At 71.9% G+C, this 15,772-nt stretch carries 12 protein-coding genes; 1 reads left to right on the top strand and 11 read right to left on the bottom strand.

All coding sequences use genetic code 11. The features are described from left to right. Positions 1–72: 72 nt before the first annotated feature. The 11 genes from tpiA to ACH4OW_RS24240 all read right to left on the bottom strand — a co-directional run bounded on the left by tpiA (position 73) and on the right by ACH4OW_RS24240 (position 14,481). On the bottom strand, positions 73–849 hold the full coding sequence (gene tpiA, locus ACH4OW_RS24190; RefSeq protein WP_031007116.1) for a triose-phosphate isomerase: 777 nt from the start codon (positions 847–849) through the stop codon (positions 73–75). A gap of 6 nt (positions 850–855) precedes the next feature. Further along, positions 856–2,067, bottom strand: coding sequence for a phosphoglycerate kinase (locus ACH4OW_RS24195; RefSeq protein WP_398029990.1), 1,212 nt, complete (start codon positions 2,065–2,067; stop codon positions 856–858). Positions 2,068–2,181: 114 nt separating this feature from the next. Continuing rightward, positions 2,182–3,186, bottom strand: a complete 1,005-nt coding sequence (gap, locus tag ACH4OW_RS24200; protein WP_398029991.1) for a type I glyceraldehyde-3-phosphate dehydrogenase — start codon at positions 3,184–3,186, stop codon at positions 2,182–2,184. Between the two features lie 171 nt (positions 3,187–3,357). After that, on the bottom strand, positions 3,358–6,321 hold the full coding sequence (locus tag ACH4OW_RS24205) for a M14 family zinc carboxypeptidase (protein ID WP_398029992.1): 2,964 nt from the start codon (positions 6,319–6,321) through the stop codon (positions 3,358–3,360). A gap of 134 nt (positions 6,322–6,455) precedes the next feature. Next, entirely contained in the window at positions 6,456–7,352 is an 897-nt protein-coding gene (locus ACH4OW_RS24210; protein ID WP_398029993.1) for a GNAT family N-acetyltransferase, read from the bottom strand. Between the two features lie 400 nt (positions 7,353–7,752). Continuing rightward, entirely contained in the window at positions 7,753–8,742 is a 990-nt protein-coding gene (whiA, locus tag ACH4OW_RS24215) for a DNA-binding protein WhiA (protein ID WP_003987139.1), read from the bottom strand. Continuing rightward, entirely contained in the window at positions 8,733–9,797 is a 1,065-nt protein-coding gene (gene yvcK / locus ACH4OW_RS24220; RefSeq protein ID WP_398029994.1) for a uridine diphosphate-N-acetylglucosamine-binding protein YvcK, read from the bottom strand. The genes whiA and yvcK overlap by 10 nt, the downstream gene beginning before the upstream one ends. Continuing rightward, entirely contained in the window at positions 9,794–10,756 is a 963-nt protein-coding gene (gene rapZ / locus ACH4OW_RS24225; RefSeq protein WP_398030080.1) for an RNase adapter RapZ, read from the bottom strand. The genes yvcK and rapZ overlap by 4 nt, the downstream gene beginning before the upstream one ends. Positions 10,757–10,785: 29 nt before the next feature. Next, a complete protein-coding gene (gene uvrC / locus ACH4OW_RS24230; protein ID WP_360126602.1) occupies positions 10,786–12,879 on the bottom strand; it encodes an excinuclease ABC subunit UvrC in 2,094 nt (697 codons plus the stop codon). Positions 12,880–12,962: 83 nt separating this feature from the next. Next, positions 12,963–13,790, bottom strand: coding sequence for a hypothetical protein (locus ACH4OW_RS24235; RefSeq protein WP_360126807.1), 828 nt, complete (start codon positions 13,788–13,790; stop codon positions 12,963–12,965). 46 nt (positions 13,791–13,836) lie between these two features. Beyond that, entirely contained in the window at positions 13,837–14,481 is a 645-nt protein-coding gene (locus tag ACH4OW_RS24240) for a papain-like cysteine protease family protein (RefSeq protein WP_398029995.1), read from the bottom strand. A gap of 303 nt (positions 14,482–14,784) precedes the next feature. Between ACH4OW_RS24240 and ACH4OW_RS24245 the strand changes: the two genes are divergently transcribed. Then, positions 14,785–15,756, top strand: a complete 972-nt coding sequence (locus tag ACH4OW_RS24245) for a hypothetical protein (protein ID WP_398030081.1) — start codon at positions 14,785–14,787, stop codon at positions 15,754–15,756. The last annotated feature ends 16 nt before the right edge of the window (positions 15,757–15,772 follow it).

Here is a 15,772-nt window from a genome sequence, read left to right on the forward strand (position 1 = left end):
GGGGCCGGGCGGTGCGCGGCACCGGGCCCGGCCCCGACAGGGTACGACGGGCCGGGCCCGTCGTCATAGCTGCTACTGGTCGCGGAAGCGGACGATCTTGACGAACTCGTCCACGTCCAGCGCCGCACCGCCGACCAGGGCGCCGTCCACGTCCGGCTGCGCCATGATCGCGGCGACGTTGCCGGACTTGACCGAGCCGCCGTACTGGATGCGGACCTTGTCGGCCAGCTCCTGGCTGTACAGCTCGGCGAGGCGGCCGCGGATCGCGCCGCAGACCTCCTGCGCGTCCTCGGGCGTGGCGACCTCGCCGGTGCCGATGGCCCACACCGGCTCGTAGGCGATGACGATCGTCTCGGCCTGCTCGGCCGGTACGTCCTTGAGGCCGCCGTCGACCTGGGCGAGGGTGTGCGCGACCTGGTTGCCGGCCTTGCGGACGTCCAGGCCCTCGCCGACGCACAGGATCGGCGTGATGCCGTGCTTGAAGGCGGCCTTGACCTTGGCGTTGCAGATCTCTTCGTTCTCGCCGTGGTACTGGCGGCGCTCGCTGTGGCCGACGGCCACGTAGCTGCACTTGAGCTTGGCGAGCATGCCGCCGGAGATCTCGCCGGTGTACGCGCCGGAGTCGTGCGCCGAGAGGTCCTGGGCGCCGTACTTGATCTTGAGCTTGTCGCCGTCGACCAGCGTCTGCACCGAGCGGAGGTCGGTGAAGGGCGGCAGGACCGCGACCTCGGTGGCCTCGTAGTCCTTGTCGGCGAGCGCGAAGGCGAGCTTCTGGACGTGCGCGATGGCCTCAAGGTGGTTGAGGTTCATCTTCCAGTTGCCCGCCATCAGCGGGGTACGGTCAGTCACGGTTCTTCAGTCCTCCAGAGCGGCGAGGCCGGGGAGCGTCTTGCCTTCGAGGTATTCGAGGCTGGCGCCGCCACCGGTCGAAATGTGGCCGAAAGCATTCTCGTCGAAGCCGAGCGAGCGCACGGCGGCGGCCGAGTCGCCGCCGCCGACGACGGTGAAGCCGTCGCAGTTCAGCAGGGCCCGCGCGATGGCGGTGGTGCCACCGGCGAAGTCCGGGTGCTCGGCGACGCCGACCGGGCCGTTCCAGAAGACGGTCTCGGCGTCGGCGATCTTCGAGGCGAACAGCTCGCGGGTCTTCGGGCCGATGTCCAGACCCTCCTTGTCGGAGGGGATGCTGTCGGCGTCGACCGTGACGAAGTCGGCCGGGGCCTTCGTCTTGAGGTCGGGGAAGTCGGCCGAGGCCAGGATGTCGACCGGCAGGACCAGCTCGACGCCGTTCTTCTCGGCCCGCTCCATGTACTCGGTGACGGTCGGGATCTGGTCCTCCTGGAGGAGGGAGATGCCGACCTCGTAGCCCTTGGCCTTCAAGAAGGTGTACGCCATACCGCCACCGATCAGCAGACGGTCGGCCTTGCCGAGCAGCTCGTCGATGACGGCGAGCTTGTCGGAGACCTTGGCGCCGCCGAGCACCACCACGTAGGGGCGCTTGACGTCCTCGGTGAGCTTCTTGAGGACGGTGACCTCGGCGGCGATCAGGTCGCCAGCGGCGTGCGGCAGGCGGGCCGGCAGGTCGTAGACGGAGGCGTGCTTGCGGTGCACGGCGCCGAAGCCGTCGCCGACGTACACGTCCGCCAGGGCCGCGAGCCGGTCCGCGAAGGCGCCGCGCTCGGCGTCGTCCTTGCTGGTCTCGCCCGGGTTGAAGCGCAGGTTCTCCAGGACGGCGACCTCGCCCTCGCCGAGCCCGTCGACCACCGAGCGGGCGGACTCGCCGACCGTGTCGGTGGCGAACGCGACGTCGCGGCCGATCAGCTCACCCAGCCGCTCGGCGGCGGGGCGCAGCGAGAAGGCCGGGTCCGGGGCGCCCTTGGGGCGGCCCAGGTGGGAGGCGACGATCACCTTGGCGCCGAGCTGGGCCAGCTTGGCGATCGTCGGCTGGACGGCGCGGATGCGGCCGTCGTCGGTGATGGTGGTGCCGTCCAGCGGCACATTGAGGTCGGCGCGGACGAAGACCCGCTTGCCGGACAGCCCGTCCCGGGCGAGATCGTCGATCGTCTTCATGCGAAGTGACTCCGTTGCGTAGGTCGGTCATGGGAGGGGGCCCGTACGGCGCTTCGGTGCGCCCTACGAGCCCCTTCCGCACATCTACGTGCCCTGGCCTTGGTGAGGCAGGTGTCAGAGCTGGCCACCGACGAAGGTGGTCAGGTCAACCAGACGGTTGGAGTAGCCCCACTCGTTGTCGTACCAGCCGATGACCTTGACGCTCTTGCCCTGCGCCATCGTCAGGGAGGAGTCGAAGGTGCAGGAGGCCGGCCAGTTGACGATGTCCGAGGAGACGATCGGGTCCTCGGTGTACTCCAGGATGCCCTTGAGCTGGCCCTCGGACGCCTTCTGGAACGCGGCGTTGATCTCGTCCTTGGTGACCTCGCGCTCCAGCTCGATGACCAGGTCGGTCACGGAGCCGGTGGGGACCGGGACGCGCATGGCGATGCCGTCCAGCTTGCCCTCCAGCTGCGGGAGGACCAGCGCGGTGGCCTTGGCGGCACCGGTCGTGGTCGGGATGATGTTCTCCGCGGCGGCGCGGGCACGGCGCAGGTCCGAGTGCGGGAAGTCCAGGATGCGCTGGTCGTTGGTGTACGCGTGCACCGTGGTCATCAGGCCCTTGACGATGCCGAAGTTCTCGTCGAGAACCTTGGCCATCGGCGCCACGCAGTTGGTGGTGCAGGAGGCGTTGGAGATGACGTGGTGGTTGGCCGCGTCGTACTTGTCCTGGTTGACGCCCATCACGATGGTGATGTCCTCGCCCTTGGCGGGCGCGGAGATCAGGACCTTCTTGGCACCGGCCTGGATGTGCTTCTCGGCGTCGGCCTTCTTGGTGAAGATGCCGGTCGACTCGATGACGATGTCGGCGCCCAGCTCGCCCCAGGGGAGGGCCGCCGGGTCGCGCTCGGCCATCGTCTTGAAGGTCTGGTTACCGACCGTGATGGTGTCGTCGGTGTGGCTGACGTCGTGCTTCAGGCGACCCAGGATGGTGTCGTACTTCAGCAGGTGAACCAGGGTGGCGTTGTCGGTCAGGTCGTTGACACCGACGATCTCGATGTCCGCGCCCTGCTCCAGGAGCGCGCGGAAGTAGTTGCGACCAATGCGGCCGAATCCGTTGATGCCTACGCGGATCGTCACGAACCGATCTCCTCGTTGGTGCGCCGGTGCAGTACCGGCGAGCTGTATGGGATGTCCCCGACCGCCTCCGACCCTACCCCCAATACGAGACGTACGTGACATTGACAGGGGCGCCCCACGCCCACTCGCGGGGGCATGGGACGCCTGTTCGCCGAGAGAGGACGCGGTGGATCAGCCGTCGAGGGCGCGGAGCGCCGCCCCGGCCAGTTCGGACCGTTGTGCGGCGTTCTGTACGTGCTCCAGGCCGAAGCCCAGCAGGACGGTGTTACGGGTGGTCACCGCGGCCGCGGCCCGGAACAGCTCCTTGGAGCGGGCCCAGTCGGCGGTGGCGGCGGGGCTGCCGGCGGGCGGTCCGGGGACCGCCCAGGGGCCGAGGGAGGTCTCGAAGCCCTCCACGGGCTCGCCGCCGGTGGCGGTGGCGAGCCGGGCGTTGTCCACGAAGACGCCGCGGCCGCCGGTGCTCGGGTCGGTGACGTAGGAGAGGGCCAGCTCGACCCGCTGCCCGGCGTAGGCGGACAGGTCGACGGAGACGGCACGCCACCCGTCCGAGGAGCCCGTGAAGCGGTTCCAGGAACCCGTGGTGCCGGTGTTGCGGCACTCGGTGCCGGTGCGGGTCAGGTAGTGCCGGAGGAAGGGGTGGGCCGTCATGTAGTAGCCCTGGCCGCACTCGGCGGGTACGTCGGTGCCGGTGCCGCCGTTGGCGTCGGGCAGCGTCGTCCAGTCGTCCTTGCCCACGGTGTGCGCCTCGATGACGGCGTTGTCGAAGCCCGCCTCGGTGTCGTGGCTGAGCATGAACTGCAGGGCGGGCCTGTCACCCGCCGTCACGCCGGTCAGGTCGATGGTGCGGGCCAGCCGCATCCAGGAGTTGTCCTGGTGCTTGGCGGCGGCGAACCAGTCGCCCTCGTACGGCTGGAAGGGGGTCCGCGCGCCCGGGTACTCGCCGGCCGCGGCGCTGGCGAACTGGGGGAAGGTGGCCGGCGGCAGTTCGTCCGAGGTGACCGTGTGGACGCCGGCGGCGTTCAGCGGGTTGCCCGCCGCGTCACCCAGCTTGGCTTCCGTGTCGGCCAGCTTGCCGGCGCCCTTGAAGGCGGGCGGGGACTTGAGGGAGATCCGGCTGCCGGCGCCCAGGTAGTACTGGCTGAAGTCGTCGGTCAGGGCGCGGCCGACCACGGAGCTGCCGCCCGCCTGCTCACCGGCGGTGAGCAGCTTGCCGCCCTCGTTGAGGTAGTCGCGTACGGCCAGCAGGGTGGCGCCGCCCGGCCGGCCCGCCCCGGTGTACCAGACGACGTTCTCGAAGTGGCTCAGCACGCCGAGCGCGTCCGGGGCACCCAGCTTGGCGACGTCCCAGACCGCGGCGCGGTGGCCGTTGTCGGCGAGCGCCTCGGTGTACGCGGCGGTGTGCTGCGCGGGCGCGGTGCCGCCCTCCTCGGCGAGCACGAGGGTGTCGGCGCGCGGCCGCTCGGCGACGGTGTAGGTGAAGGGTTCGCTGCGGGTGGCCTTGCCGTCGCGGGTGCGGCCGGAGAACCAGACCTCGACCTTGTCGCCCGGATCGGCGCCCTCGACGGAGGCGCGGTACTGGTCGAAGTGGATGTTGTCCTCGCCGCCGTACGTCTCGCCGCCCTTCCAGGCCGCCAGTTCCTCGGTGTGCCTGCGGCCGCCGTTGACGCGGTAGTTGAGCTCCTTGTCGCGTACGGACTTGCGTGCGGTGACGGCGACTTCCTGGTCCTCGCCGCGGGCGTAGGAGGTGGCGAAGGCGTGCGGGGTGAAGTCGGGCGCCTTCAAACCCACGGCCGAGACGGGCTGGTCGGGGCGCTTGGCGCTCTCGGCGACGGAGAGCGCGAAGGGGATGTTCTTCTCGAACTCCGCCTGGATCAGCTTCTCGGAGTCGGGGAAGGTGAAGATGGACTGGCAGTCGGCGGCGTTCCACTCGTCGTTCGGGTCGGCGTTGGAGGCCGTCTGACAGGTCGACATCTCCGGGGTGAACATGGGGATGCCGTTGACGTTGCCCGCGTGGCCGTCCGCCTCGCCGTTGGTCGTGTACAGCTCGGAGGAGACCTGCGGGCGGTAGCCGGGGACCGCCGGCTTCTCGGGCGTGCCGGCCAGCGCCCGGTAGAGGACGTCGTCCGGGGTGGGCGTGGCCACCTGCCAGCCGACGCCGTACAGGATCAACTCGGCGGCGGAGTGGTAGTTGATGGCGTACCGGAAGCCGATGCGCTTCTCGAAGGCGTCCAGCGCCTTGGTCTCCGGTTCGGAGGCGGCGGACGGGCCGCGGTAGGTCTCGCTCGCCGGGCTGGGGGACGAACCCTCGTTGTCGTAGCCCCACTTGTAGGGGAAGTTGCGGTTGAGGTCGACGCCGTCGCCGGGAGTGATCTTGCCGTCGCCGTTGTTGTCGCGCAGGTTCTTGCGCCACAGCCGGTTCTTCGGGTCCTCGAAGGTGTAGTCGTAGCCGTCCGGGTTGGCGGAGAGCACGAACCACAGCTCGGTGGTGTCGAGGATCTTGGTCAGGCGCGGGTCCTTGCCGTACCCCGCCAGGTAGTACTGCATCAGCCGGCGGGTCATCTCCGGAGTGATCCACTCCCGCGCGTGCTGGTTGGACAGGTACAGCACCGCGGGCTTGGCGCCGTCCTCGGTGGTGTCGGCGTTCTTGGTGAGTTTCAGGGCCATGATGTCGCGGCCCTTGACGGTCTTGCCGATGCTGACGACCTTCGCGAGGTTCCGGTGGAACCGCGCGGTGTCGATCATCTCCTTCATCAGCCCGTTGGCACCCAGGTACGGGCGGAACACCCGGTCGCCCTGGGCCTTGAGCTTGCGCTGCGTCTCCGCCGAGACCGTCTTGCGGGCCAGCTCGACCCCCTGCTTGCGCAGCCCGGCCGCCTGCTCGCCGGAGAGGTACAGCTCGACCTCCGCCTTGCCGGTCTTCGGCACCTGCGCGCTCAGCTCGTGGCCGTCCGCTCCCGCTTTGAGCAGCAGCGGCACCTGCGCCTGGGTGACCTCGGCGGTCCAGGTCCCGATGGCGTCCCGCCCGCCGCCGTCGTCCGCCTGGGCCTGTGCCTGTGCCTGTGCGGCGGGCACCGCGGCCAGCCCTCCCAGCAGCAACGATGCCGCCGCGAGTAAGGATCTTGCCTTGCGTCTCATGAGCCCCCCTTGCCGTCGTCCATCTCGTGAATGGGCAGACGCCAGACTCGTCACGCTGCATGATCATGTCAATACAGACTGTGGCCAAAAGCGGGTGCGGGTGGGACGCGAGTGCGGGCGGGCTTGCGTACGGCTCACAGGAAGTGGCCGTTCGCCAGGTACGGCGCCGGGGCCGGCATCCCGCGGACGGCGATGTAACCCTCCTGGCCGATGGCGAGCCCGGCGGCGAGGCCGACGTCGATCGCCCATTCGTTGGGTGTGGTGATGCAGTTGACGCGGGTGTCCCCGTACGACGCGGCCAGGGCTTCCCACAACAGCCGCTTCGCGGTGTCGGCCCGCCCGGCGGCCAGCAGCACGGCGCGCCCCCGGTCGTCGATGTACACGTACCCCGGCCGGAACCGGTCGCGGGTGACGACCAGCCGGTGGCCGCCGAGCAGGAAACCGTGGTCGGGGCCGTGTCCGGCGCCGCGCAGGTCCCGGTCCAGCCGGTCCATCCACGCGAAATCGTCCGCCCCGCCCTCCCGCAGGCCGTCCACCGCGGGGAGGGCGGAGCGGTCCACGGTGCCCACCATCTGCATCTGCGGGTGGAGCGAGAAGCCGGCGAGGCGGTACCGGCGGGTGGCGCCGGGGTGGACGCTGGAGGAGAAGATGCCGGGACGCCCGTCGGCGTGCGCGAGGACGGCGTCCAGCAGGCGCTTGCCGATGCCCCGGCCCTGGTGGCCGGGCAGCACGCCGTACGTGGCGAGGTACCAGAGGCTGTCGCGGTTCTGGGAGACCGCGAAGCCCGCCACCCGGTCCGCGCCCGTCTCCGTATCGGCATCCACCGCGACCCAGCAGCCGCCCGGATCGACGTCCCGGTAGTAGCGCATCCGCTCGATCCAGCGCTCGGCGTCGGCGGCGGGCCGCAGCTCGGGCTCCGGGTCGCAGGCCCTGCGGGCGAGCTGATCCGCGTCGAGGAACGTCAGCGCCGAGGCCCGCTCCGCCGACGCGAGATCGTCCGCCCCCATCGGTCTGATCCGCAATGCGTCCATTTGCCAGAGGCTAGGGGGCGGCCGGGGTGGGCCGCACATGGCTTTCCGGCCCCTGGACGCCTGGTCCCCTCGGGGCGTCCGGTACTGGGCGCGGGTGGGGGGACGCCTGCCCCACCGGCCGTCGAAACCCCCGGTACGGCGATGGCGCGGGACCGGCCCCTACGGACTTCGTCCTACGGTCCCGATCCCTCCCGTACGTGTTCGGCTTGCGCGGCGCGGGCGGGAAGGCGCCTACCCCCATCGGCCGTACGTCGCCGTACGGCGGGAGGGGGTGGGCCGCAGGACGGAGTCCGGAGTTCCGGCCCCGTGTGCGGGTACAGCGAGCGCCGCCCGCACGGGCAGTAAGTCGGCCACGGCGGACGGCCCACCACCGGCCGCCGAAACCCCGCGGCGCGAGCCTTTAGCCGACCATCCCGTCCGCCATCTCCTCCGACAGGTTCGACTCCGTGCCGGGGATGCCCAGGTCCTGGGCGCGCTTGTCGGCCATGGCCAGCAGGCGGCGGATGCGGCCGGCGACCGCGTCCTTGGTCAGGGGCGGGTCGGCGAGGGCGCCCAGCTCTTCGAGGGACGCCTGCTTGTGGTCCATGCGCAGGCGGCCCGCGGCCGCCAGGTGCTCGGGGACCTCCTCGCCGAGGATCTCCAAGGCGCGCTGGACCCGGGCGCCCGCGGCGACCGCGGCACGCGCCGAGCGGCGCAGGTTGGCGTCGTCGAAGTTGGCGAGGCGGTTGGCCGTGGCGCGGACCTCGCGGCGCATCCGCCGCTCCTCCCAGGCCAGTACGGATTCGTGGGCACCCAGGCGCGTCAACAGCGCGCCGATCGCATCACCGTCACGGACGACGACGCGGTCCACACCGCGCACCTCGCGGGCCTTGGCGCCGATGCCGAGCCGGCGGGCGGCGCCCACCAGCGCGAGGGCCGCCTCGGGCCCCGGGCAGGTGACCTCCAGGGAAGAGGAGCGGCCGGGCTCGGTGAGCGAGCCGTGGGCGAGGAAGGCCCCGCGCCAGGCCGCCTCGGCGTCGCAGGTGGCCCCGGAGACGACCTGCGGGGGCAGGCCGCGGATGGGCCGGCCGCGGCCGTCGACCAGGCCGGTCTGGCGGGCGAGCTGGTCGCCGCCGGCGACGACCCGTACGACGTAGCGGCTGCCGCGCCGCAGCCCGCCGGGGGCCATCACCACCAGGTCCGAGGAGTGGCCGAAAATCTCCAGGATGTCCTTGCGCAGCCGCCGGGCCGCGATGCCCGTGTCCAGCTCCGCCTCGATCACGATGCGTCCGCTGACCAGGTGCAGACCACCCGCGAACCGCAGGATCGACGAGACCTCCGACTTCCGGCAGCAGGTCCGGGTGACGGGGAGCCGGGAGATTTCGTCCTTCACCGCTGCCGTCATCGCCATGGGCCGATCCTTCCATGCATCCGAAAAATACGGTCGTACGCGGCGGCCAGCAGCTCCGGGTCGTGCCGGGCGGCACCCTTGTGGGGCTCCGCCATGCCGCAGGGGCTGCCGGGCGCGGCGACCGCCGCCAGCTCGACCTCGCTGCCGACGAGCTGCTTGGCAGCGACGGTCAGGCTTTCGGTGTCGGGCACGGCGGCCTTGTCGGCCAGCACCACGTCGAAGGCGAGTTTAGGGGCGTGTCGGGCCAAAACCTCCAAATGACGCTGCGGGGAAAAGCCGTCGGTTTCCCCCGGCTGGGGTGCCAGGTTCAGCGAGAGGACCTTGCGGGCCTTGGTCTCCTCCAGCGCCTCGCGCAGCTCGGGCACGAGCAGGTGCGGGATGACGGAGGAGAACCAGGAGCCGGGTCCGAGCACCACCCAGTCGGCGTCGCGCACCGCGGCGACGACCTCGGGCACCGCGGGCGGGTCCTCCGGGACGACGTGCACGGACTGCACCTCGCCGGGGGTGAGCGCGACCGTGGCCTGGCCGCGGACCGTGGAGATCTCGTCGGGGCGGCTCTCGTCGTGGCCCTTGACCAGGGCCTGGAGCTCCAGCGGCACGGCGGACATGGGCAGCACCCGGCCGTGTGCGCCGAGCAGCTTGCCGACCAGGTCCAGGGCCTTCACGTGGTCGCCGAGCTGTTCCCACAGGGCGACGATGAGGAGGTTGCCGACGGCGTGGTCGTGCAGTTCGCCCTCGCTGGTGAAGCGGTGCTGGATGACCCGGGACCAGGTCTGGCCCCAGTCGTCGTCCCCGCACAGCGCGGCGAGCGCCTTGCGCAGGTCGCCGGGCGGCAGGACGCCCAGCTCGTCGCGCAGCCGCCCGCTGGAGCCGCCGTCGTCGGCGACCGTGACCACGGCGGTCAGGTCGCCGGTGATCCGGCGCAGCGCGGCCAGCGAGGCGGACAGGCCCATGCCGCCGCCGAGCGCCACGACCTTGGGCGTGGCGCCCCTGCCGGAGCGGCTGCCCGGGACCAGCTTGCGGACCCGGCGCAGCCGCAGGGGACGGGCGGTCATTCGCGCCCCATGTCCCGGTGGACGACGACGGTCTCGACACCTTCGGAGACCAGGCGGTGGGCGAGCTTCTCGGACATGGCGACGCTGCGGTGCTTGCCGCCGGTACAGCCGACCGCGATGGTGACGTACCGCTTGCCCTCGCGGCGGTAGCCCTCGGCGACGATGCGCAGCAGCTCCGCGTAGCCGTCCAGGAACTCCTTGGCGCCGGGCTGGCCGAAGACGTAGCCGGAGACCTCGTCGTTCAGGCCGGTGTAGGGGCGCAGCTCCGGGACCCAGTGCGGGTTGGGGATGAAGCGGCAGTCGACGACCATGTCGGCGTCGACGGGCAGGCCGTACTTGAAGCCGAAGGACATGACCGTGGCGCGCAGCTCGGGCACCTCTTCGCCGGCGAACTGGGCGTCCATCTTGGCGCGCAGCTCGTGGACGTTCAGGCTGGAGGTGTCGATGACCAGGTCGGCGTCGCCGCGCAGCTCGCGCAGCAGGTCGCGTTCGGCGGCGATGCCGTCGACGATGCGGCCGTCGCCCTGGAGGGGGTGCGGGCGGCGCACGGACTCGAAGCGGCGCACCAGGGCCTCGTCGGAGGACTCCAGGAAGACGATGCGGCGCTTGACGTTCTGTGCGTCGAGCGTGGCCAGGGATTCCTTGAGGTTGTCGAAGAAGCGCCGGCCGCGGACGTCCACGACGACCGCGATGCGCGCGACGTTGCCCTGCGAGCGGGCGCCCAGCTCGACCATGGGCGGGATCAGCTCGGGCGGGATGTTGTCGACGACGAACCAGCCGAGGTCCTCCAGGCACTTGGCCGCGGTGCTGCGGCCGGCTCCCGACATGCCGGAGATGATGACCAGCTCGGGGATGGCGGCGCTCTCGCCCGTGTCGGCTTCGCGCATCGTGCCCGTACTCACCTGTGCACCGTCTCTCTCGGTCGCGCGGGAGCGCTGTGTGTCCTGGGCTTCCCGCATGTCGTGCTTGTCCTGCGCTGTGCTGCTGCTCATCGTTCCTGCCCCCGTTCTGACGACAACACGGCCGGTGGGGTCGCGTCATCCTCAATGATCTCTCCTGTGGCGGTGTTCACCGCCGGGGCGGCCGGGGCCGTGCCGGCCAGGGCCGCCGCGATGGTCTCGGCCGTCTTGCGGCCGATGCCCGGGACCTCGCAGATGTCCTCGATCCGCGCGGCCCGCAGCTTCTTCACCGAGCCGAAGTGCTTCAGCAGGGCTTGGCGGCGACTCTCGCCGAGGCCCGGGACGCTGTCCAGGGGCCCGGCCTTGAGGCGCTTGCCGCGCTTGTTGCGCTGGTAGGCGATGGCAAAGCGGTGGGCTTCGTCACGGACGCGCTGGAGCAGGTAGAGGCCCTCGCTGCTGCGGGGCAGCACGATGGGGTCGTCCTCGTCCGGCACCCAGACCTCTTCGAGGCGCTTGGCGAGGCCGCAGACGGCGACGTCGTCGACGCCCAGCTCGGCCAGGGCGCGCTGCGCGGCGGCGACCTGCGGCTGCCCGCCGTCGACGACCACCAGCTGCGGCGGGTACGCGAAGCGCTTGGGGCGCCCCTCCTCGTCGGTGGGGCCGGTGGCCACGGGCCCGTCCTCGTCGGCGGGCGGCGCGCCGGCGCCGGGCAGGGGGCCCGCGACGGCACCCGCCGGGTCGCCGTCGCCGGCCGGCGTCTGTTCGTCCCACTCCCCCGTCTGCTGCTTCTCCTGGAGGTAGCGCTTGAAGCGGCGCCCGACGACCTCGTGCATGGAGCGGACGTCGTCCTGGCCCTCGAAGGTCTTGATCTGGAAGCGGCGGTACTCGCTCTTGCGGGCCAGGCCGTCCTCGAAGACGACCATCGAGGCCACCACGTCGTCGCCCTGGAGGTGGGAGATGTCGAAGCACTCGATGCGCAGCGGCACCGAGTCCAGGCCGAGGGCCTGGGCGATCTCCTCCAGGGCGCGGGAGCGGGTGGTCAGGTCGGAGGCGCGCTTGGTCTTGTGCAGGGCCAGGGCCTGCTGGGCGTTGCGCTGGACCGTGGCCATCAGGTCCTTCTTGTCGCCGCGCTGCGGGATGCGCAGCGAGACGCCGGCGCCGCGGCGCTCCGCGAGCCACTGCTGGACCGGCTCGACCGGGTCGGGCAGGGCGGGGACCAGCACTTCCTTCGGTACGGCGTCGCCGCTCTCCTCGCCGTACAGCTGCTGGAGTGCGTGCTCGACGAGGGCGGCGCTGTCCACGTTCTCGACCTTGTCGGTGACCCAGCCGCGCTGGCCGCGCACCCGGCCGCCGCGGACGTGGAAGATCTGCACGGCCGCTTCGAGCTCGTCCTCGGCGAGCGCGATCAGGTCGGCGTCGGTGGCGTCGGCGAGCACCACGGCGCTCTTCTCCATCGCCTTCCTGAGCGCCTCTATGTCGTCGCGCAGCCGGGCGGCCCGTTCGTACTCCATCTCCTCGGCGGCCTCCTGCATGCCCTTCTCCAGGCGGCGGAGGTAGGCGCCGGTGCGCCCGGCCATGAAGTCGCAGAACTCCTCGGCCAGTTCGCGGTGCTCCTCGGCGGAGACGCGGCCGACGCAGGGGGCCGAGCACTTGCCGATGTAGCCGAGCAGGCAGGGGCGGCCGATCTGGGCGGAGCGCTTGAAGACCCCGGCGGAGCAGGTGCGCACGGGGAAGACGCGCAGCATCAGGTCGACGGTCTCGCGGATGGCCCATGCCTGGCCGTACGGGCCGAAGTAGCGCACGCCCTTCTTCTTGGCGCCGCGCATGACCCGGACCCGGGGGAATTCCTCGTTGAGGGTGACGGCCAGGTACGGGTAGCTCTTGTCGTCGCGGTACTTGACGTTGAACCGCGGGTCGTACTCCTTGATCCAGGTGTATTCGAGCTGGAGCGCCTCGACCTCGGTGCTGACCACCGTCCACTCGACGGAGGCCGCGGTGGTGACCATCGTGCGGGTGCGGGGGTGGAGGTTGGCCAGGTCCTGGAAGTAGCTGGACAGGCGCTGGCGCAGGCTCTTGGCCTTGCCGACGTAGATGACGCGGCGGTACTCGTCACGGAATCTGTAGACCCCGGGCGAGTCGGGGATCTGTCCCGGCTTGGGTCGGTAACTGCTGGGGTCTGCCATGCCGCCCACCCTACTTGGGGGTGGTGACAGCGGGCGGACCGCGCCCGGGCGGGTGTGGGGCCCGCCCGGGCGCGGTCCGGGTCTCAGCGGCCGCGGCGGCGGCGCAGCGCGGCGGCGCCGGAGAGGCCGAGGGCGAACAGGGCCGCGGTGCCCGCCACGGCCGAGGCGGCGGTCACCGGGCCGCTGCCGCCCGCCGTCGGGCCGGCCGCCGCCGCGACGGGCCGCGCGGGCGGGCCCGCCTGCGGCCCGTACCCGCCCGCTGCGCCGCGCCGGTCGTAGGCGGAGCCGGGCAGCTTGTCGCCGTACGCCTCCGCCACCCGCTTCCGGTACGCGGCGACGGTGGTGCCGCCCGCGCCGACGGCCTTGCGCGCCGCCGCGTCCAGCGGCCGGACGCGGTCGCCGCGCTGTTCGTACCAGGCGTCGATCTGCGGTTCGTGGAAGACCGTGCCGCCGTCCGCCGCCGCGCTGTAGCGGGCCTCGTCGTCGCCGGTGGCGATGTTGACGACCTTCCAGGCGCCGCGGGTCCGGGCGGTCCACACGGACGCCTTCTGCCCGTCGGCGGAGACCGCCGTGCTGGCCAGGAACTCCAGCCGGGAGACCGGCGCCCCTGCCGTACCGCGTACGAAGTCGGGCGAGAGCACGTACACGGGCACGGTCCGCCCTTCGATGCGCGGCCGCGCCGTCGCCGCGGCGACCGCGCCGTCGCGGGCGAAGAACCGGGAGAGCGTCGCGAGGGTGCCCGGTGCGGCGGCGGCCGCGCGGGCGGCGGCGACGGCCGACGCGGCGGGCGCGGGCGGCGGTGCCGGGGCGGCGGCCAGCGCGCTCTGCGGCGCGAGGCCGAGGAGGGCGGCGGCGAGCGTCCCGGTGGCGGCGGTCCGTGCGGCGGTGCGCCGGGCCGGGGCGCGACGCATGCGCCCGGTGGCGGATGCGGCCTGAGTACTGCGCTGCGTCATGGCCTCAGGCTCCGATCCGGTAGAGGGAGTGGGTCCAGGAGAAGGAGTTGCCGTTGACGTAGTAGTCGTAGTCGCCCCAGTTGTAGCGGCTGTTGGAGCCCCACGGGTCACCCCAGTACACCCAGTTGTCGGCGGTGTCGAAACCGTAGATCACGTGCATGTGGCCGCCGCCCGAGGACCACTGGATGCGGGTCTCGACGGGGCGGCTCGCGTTGATCTCGGTCTGTACGGTGCCGTAGCGCAGATAGCCCGTGACGTACGAGCCGGGGTTGATGCCGATCCGGTCGAGCGCGTTCTGGACGTTGCCGAGGGTTGCCTGGTTGTTGGGGCAGGTGGTGTTCTGCTGGCGGTTGAAGGCCGCGTTGCAGAACTGGTTCTGGCTGTACCTCGCTCCGTAGAACGTCGCGATGGTGTTGCCGGATGCGGCCCAGCACCAATTGGTCTTCTCCTGGGCCTGCATGGAGATGTCGAGCCGGTTGGCGGCGAGCGCGGCGCGCGGGGCGTCCGCCGCCGGTGCGGTGGGGGCGGCCGTGCCGGTGGGGGCGGCGGCGGCCGGTGCTGCGGGTACGGCGGTCAGCGCGGCGGCCGACAGGGCCGCGGCCGACAGCCATCTGCGGCGCGTACCGCGGGTGCGCGGTGCACGGGTCATGGCGTTCCTCCCGAACGAGGGGGTGGGTACGGAGGAGCGCATCCGGATGCTGTCCAGGAGCATCGGGTGTTGTCCTGAGCAGGTCAACAGGCTTCAATGCGGGGTGACATGGGGGTGTGGACGTCCGGTGCCGGGTGTGAACGGCCCGCGCCCGGCGTACTGCAGCGGACAGGCAGGGGCAGCGCACGGTGTGAGGTCCGGTTGTGAACGTTCACCGCGCGCGCCGGAGGGTTGGCGATGACACAGCACATGGCACAACAGGCGTCTCTTGCACCTCGTGAACACCAAGGAACCCACCGACAAATTCCGCACCAAGAGCCCCGGGAACACCCGGAAGGCGCCCCGGACTCCCCCGGATCGGCCGAGCTGACGCGGATCTTGCGGACCGGGCCGTTCCACTTGGCTCTGCGGGCCGCCCTGGCCGCCCGCGGCCTCGCCCTGCACCGCGTCCAGCACAAACTGGCGCAGCGCGGCATCAAGGTCGGGGTGACGAGCCTGAGTTACTGGCAGCAGGGGGCCCGGCGCCCGCAGCGCCCCGAATCACTGCGCGCCGTACGGGCCCTGGAGGAAGTCCTCGACCTGCCCGCGCAGTCCCTGCACCGCCTGCTGGTCCCCGAGGGCGGCCGGCGGACGGACACCGAGCGCCCCGCCGCCCGCTCCTACCGCGCGCTCGTCGACCCCTCCGACGCCCTGCACCGGCTCCTCGCCGACCTCCAGGCCCCCACGGACGGCGGGCTGCACACGGTCGGCCACCACGAATGGGTACGCATCGGCCCCCGCCGCGAGCTGAGCGGGCGCCGGTCGCTGCACGTCGTGCGCGCCCACCGGGACGGCGTCGACCGTTACGTCGCCATCCACCAGGGCGACGCGGGCTGCGATCCGTCCCGGGTGACGGTCACGGCCGGCGAGAACTGCCGCCTGGGGCGGGTGCGCTGGGACGGGGCCACCGCCGTGGTGGTCGCCGAGCTGCTCTTCGACACCCGGCTGCGCGCGGGCGACACGCACGTCTTCGGCTACGGCTTCGAGGACGGCAGCGGCGGCCAGAGCGCGGAGTACGTACGCGGCTTCCGCTTCGCCGGCGGCCAGTACGTCCTCCAGGTGCGCTTCGACGAGGCGGCGCTGCCGGTGGGCTGCCGCAGCTTCACCCAGGCGAAGGCGGGCGCGCCGCGCACCGGCCGGCAGGAACTGACGCTCGGCGGCCGGCACCGGACCGTACACCTGGTGGAGCAGGGCGTACGGCCCGGGATCGTGGGGATCGGGTGGGACTGGGGGTGAGAGCCCGTGCCGCCGC

It is taken from the genome of Streptomyces sp. NPDC017056, from assembly GCF_044332485.1.
Classification (GTDB): Bacteria; Actinomycetota; Actinomycetes; order Streptomycetales; family Streptomycetaceae; genus Streptomyces.

Bases quoted from the DNA above. Each gene is read 5' to 3' on its own strand.
- ACH4OW_RS24195 (WP_398029990.1), bottom strand. From the start codon at position 2,067: ATGAAGACGATCGACGATCTCGCCCGGGACGGGCTGTCCGGCAAGCGG.
- ACH4OW_RS24205 (WP_398029992.1), bottom strand. From the start codon at position 6,321: ATGAGACGCAAGGCAAGATCCTTACTCGCGGCGGCATCGTTGCTGCTG.
- ACH4OW_RS24210 (WP_398029993.1), bottom strand. From the start codon at position 7,352: ATGGACGCATTGCGGATCAGACCGATGGGGGCGGACGATCTCGCGTCG.
- whiA (WP_003987139.1), bottom strand. From the start codon at position 8,742: ATGGCGATGACGGCAGCGGTGAAGGACGAAATCTCCCGGCTCCCCGTC.
- yvcK (WP_398029994.1), bottom strand. From the start codon at position 9,797: ATGACCGCCCGTCCCCTGCGGCTGCGCCGGGTCCGCAAGCTGGTCCCG.
- rapZ (WP_398030080.1), bottom strand. From the start codon at position 10,756: ATGCGGGAAGCCCAGGACACACAGCGCTCCCGCGCGACCGAGAGAGAC.
- uvrC (WP_360126602.1), bottom strand. From the start codon at position 12,879: ATGGCAGACCCCAGCAGTTACCGACCCAAGCCGGGACAGATCCCCGAC.
- ACH4OW_RS24235 (WP_360126807.1), bottom strand. From the start codon at position 13,790: ATGCGTCGCGCCCCGGCCCGGCGCACCGCCGCACGGACCGCCGCCACC.
- ACH4OW_RS24240 (WP_398029995.1), bottom strand. From the start codon at position 14,481: ATGACCCGTGCACCGCGCACCCGCGGTACGCGCCGCAGATGGCTGTCG.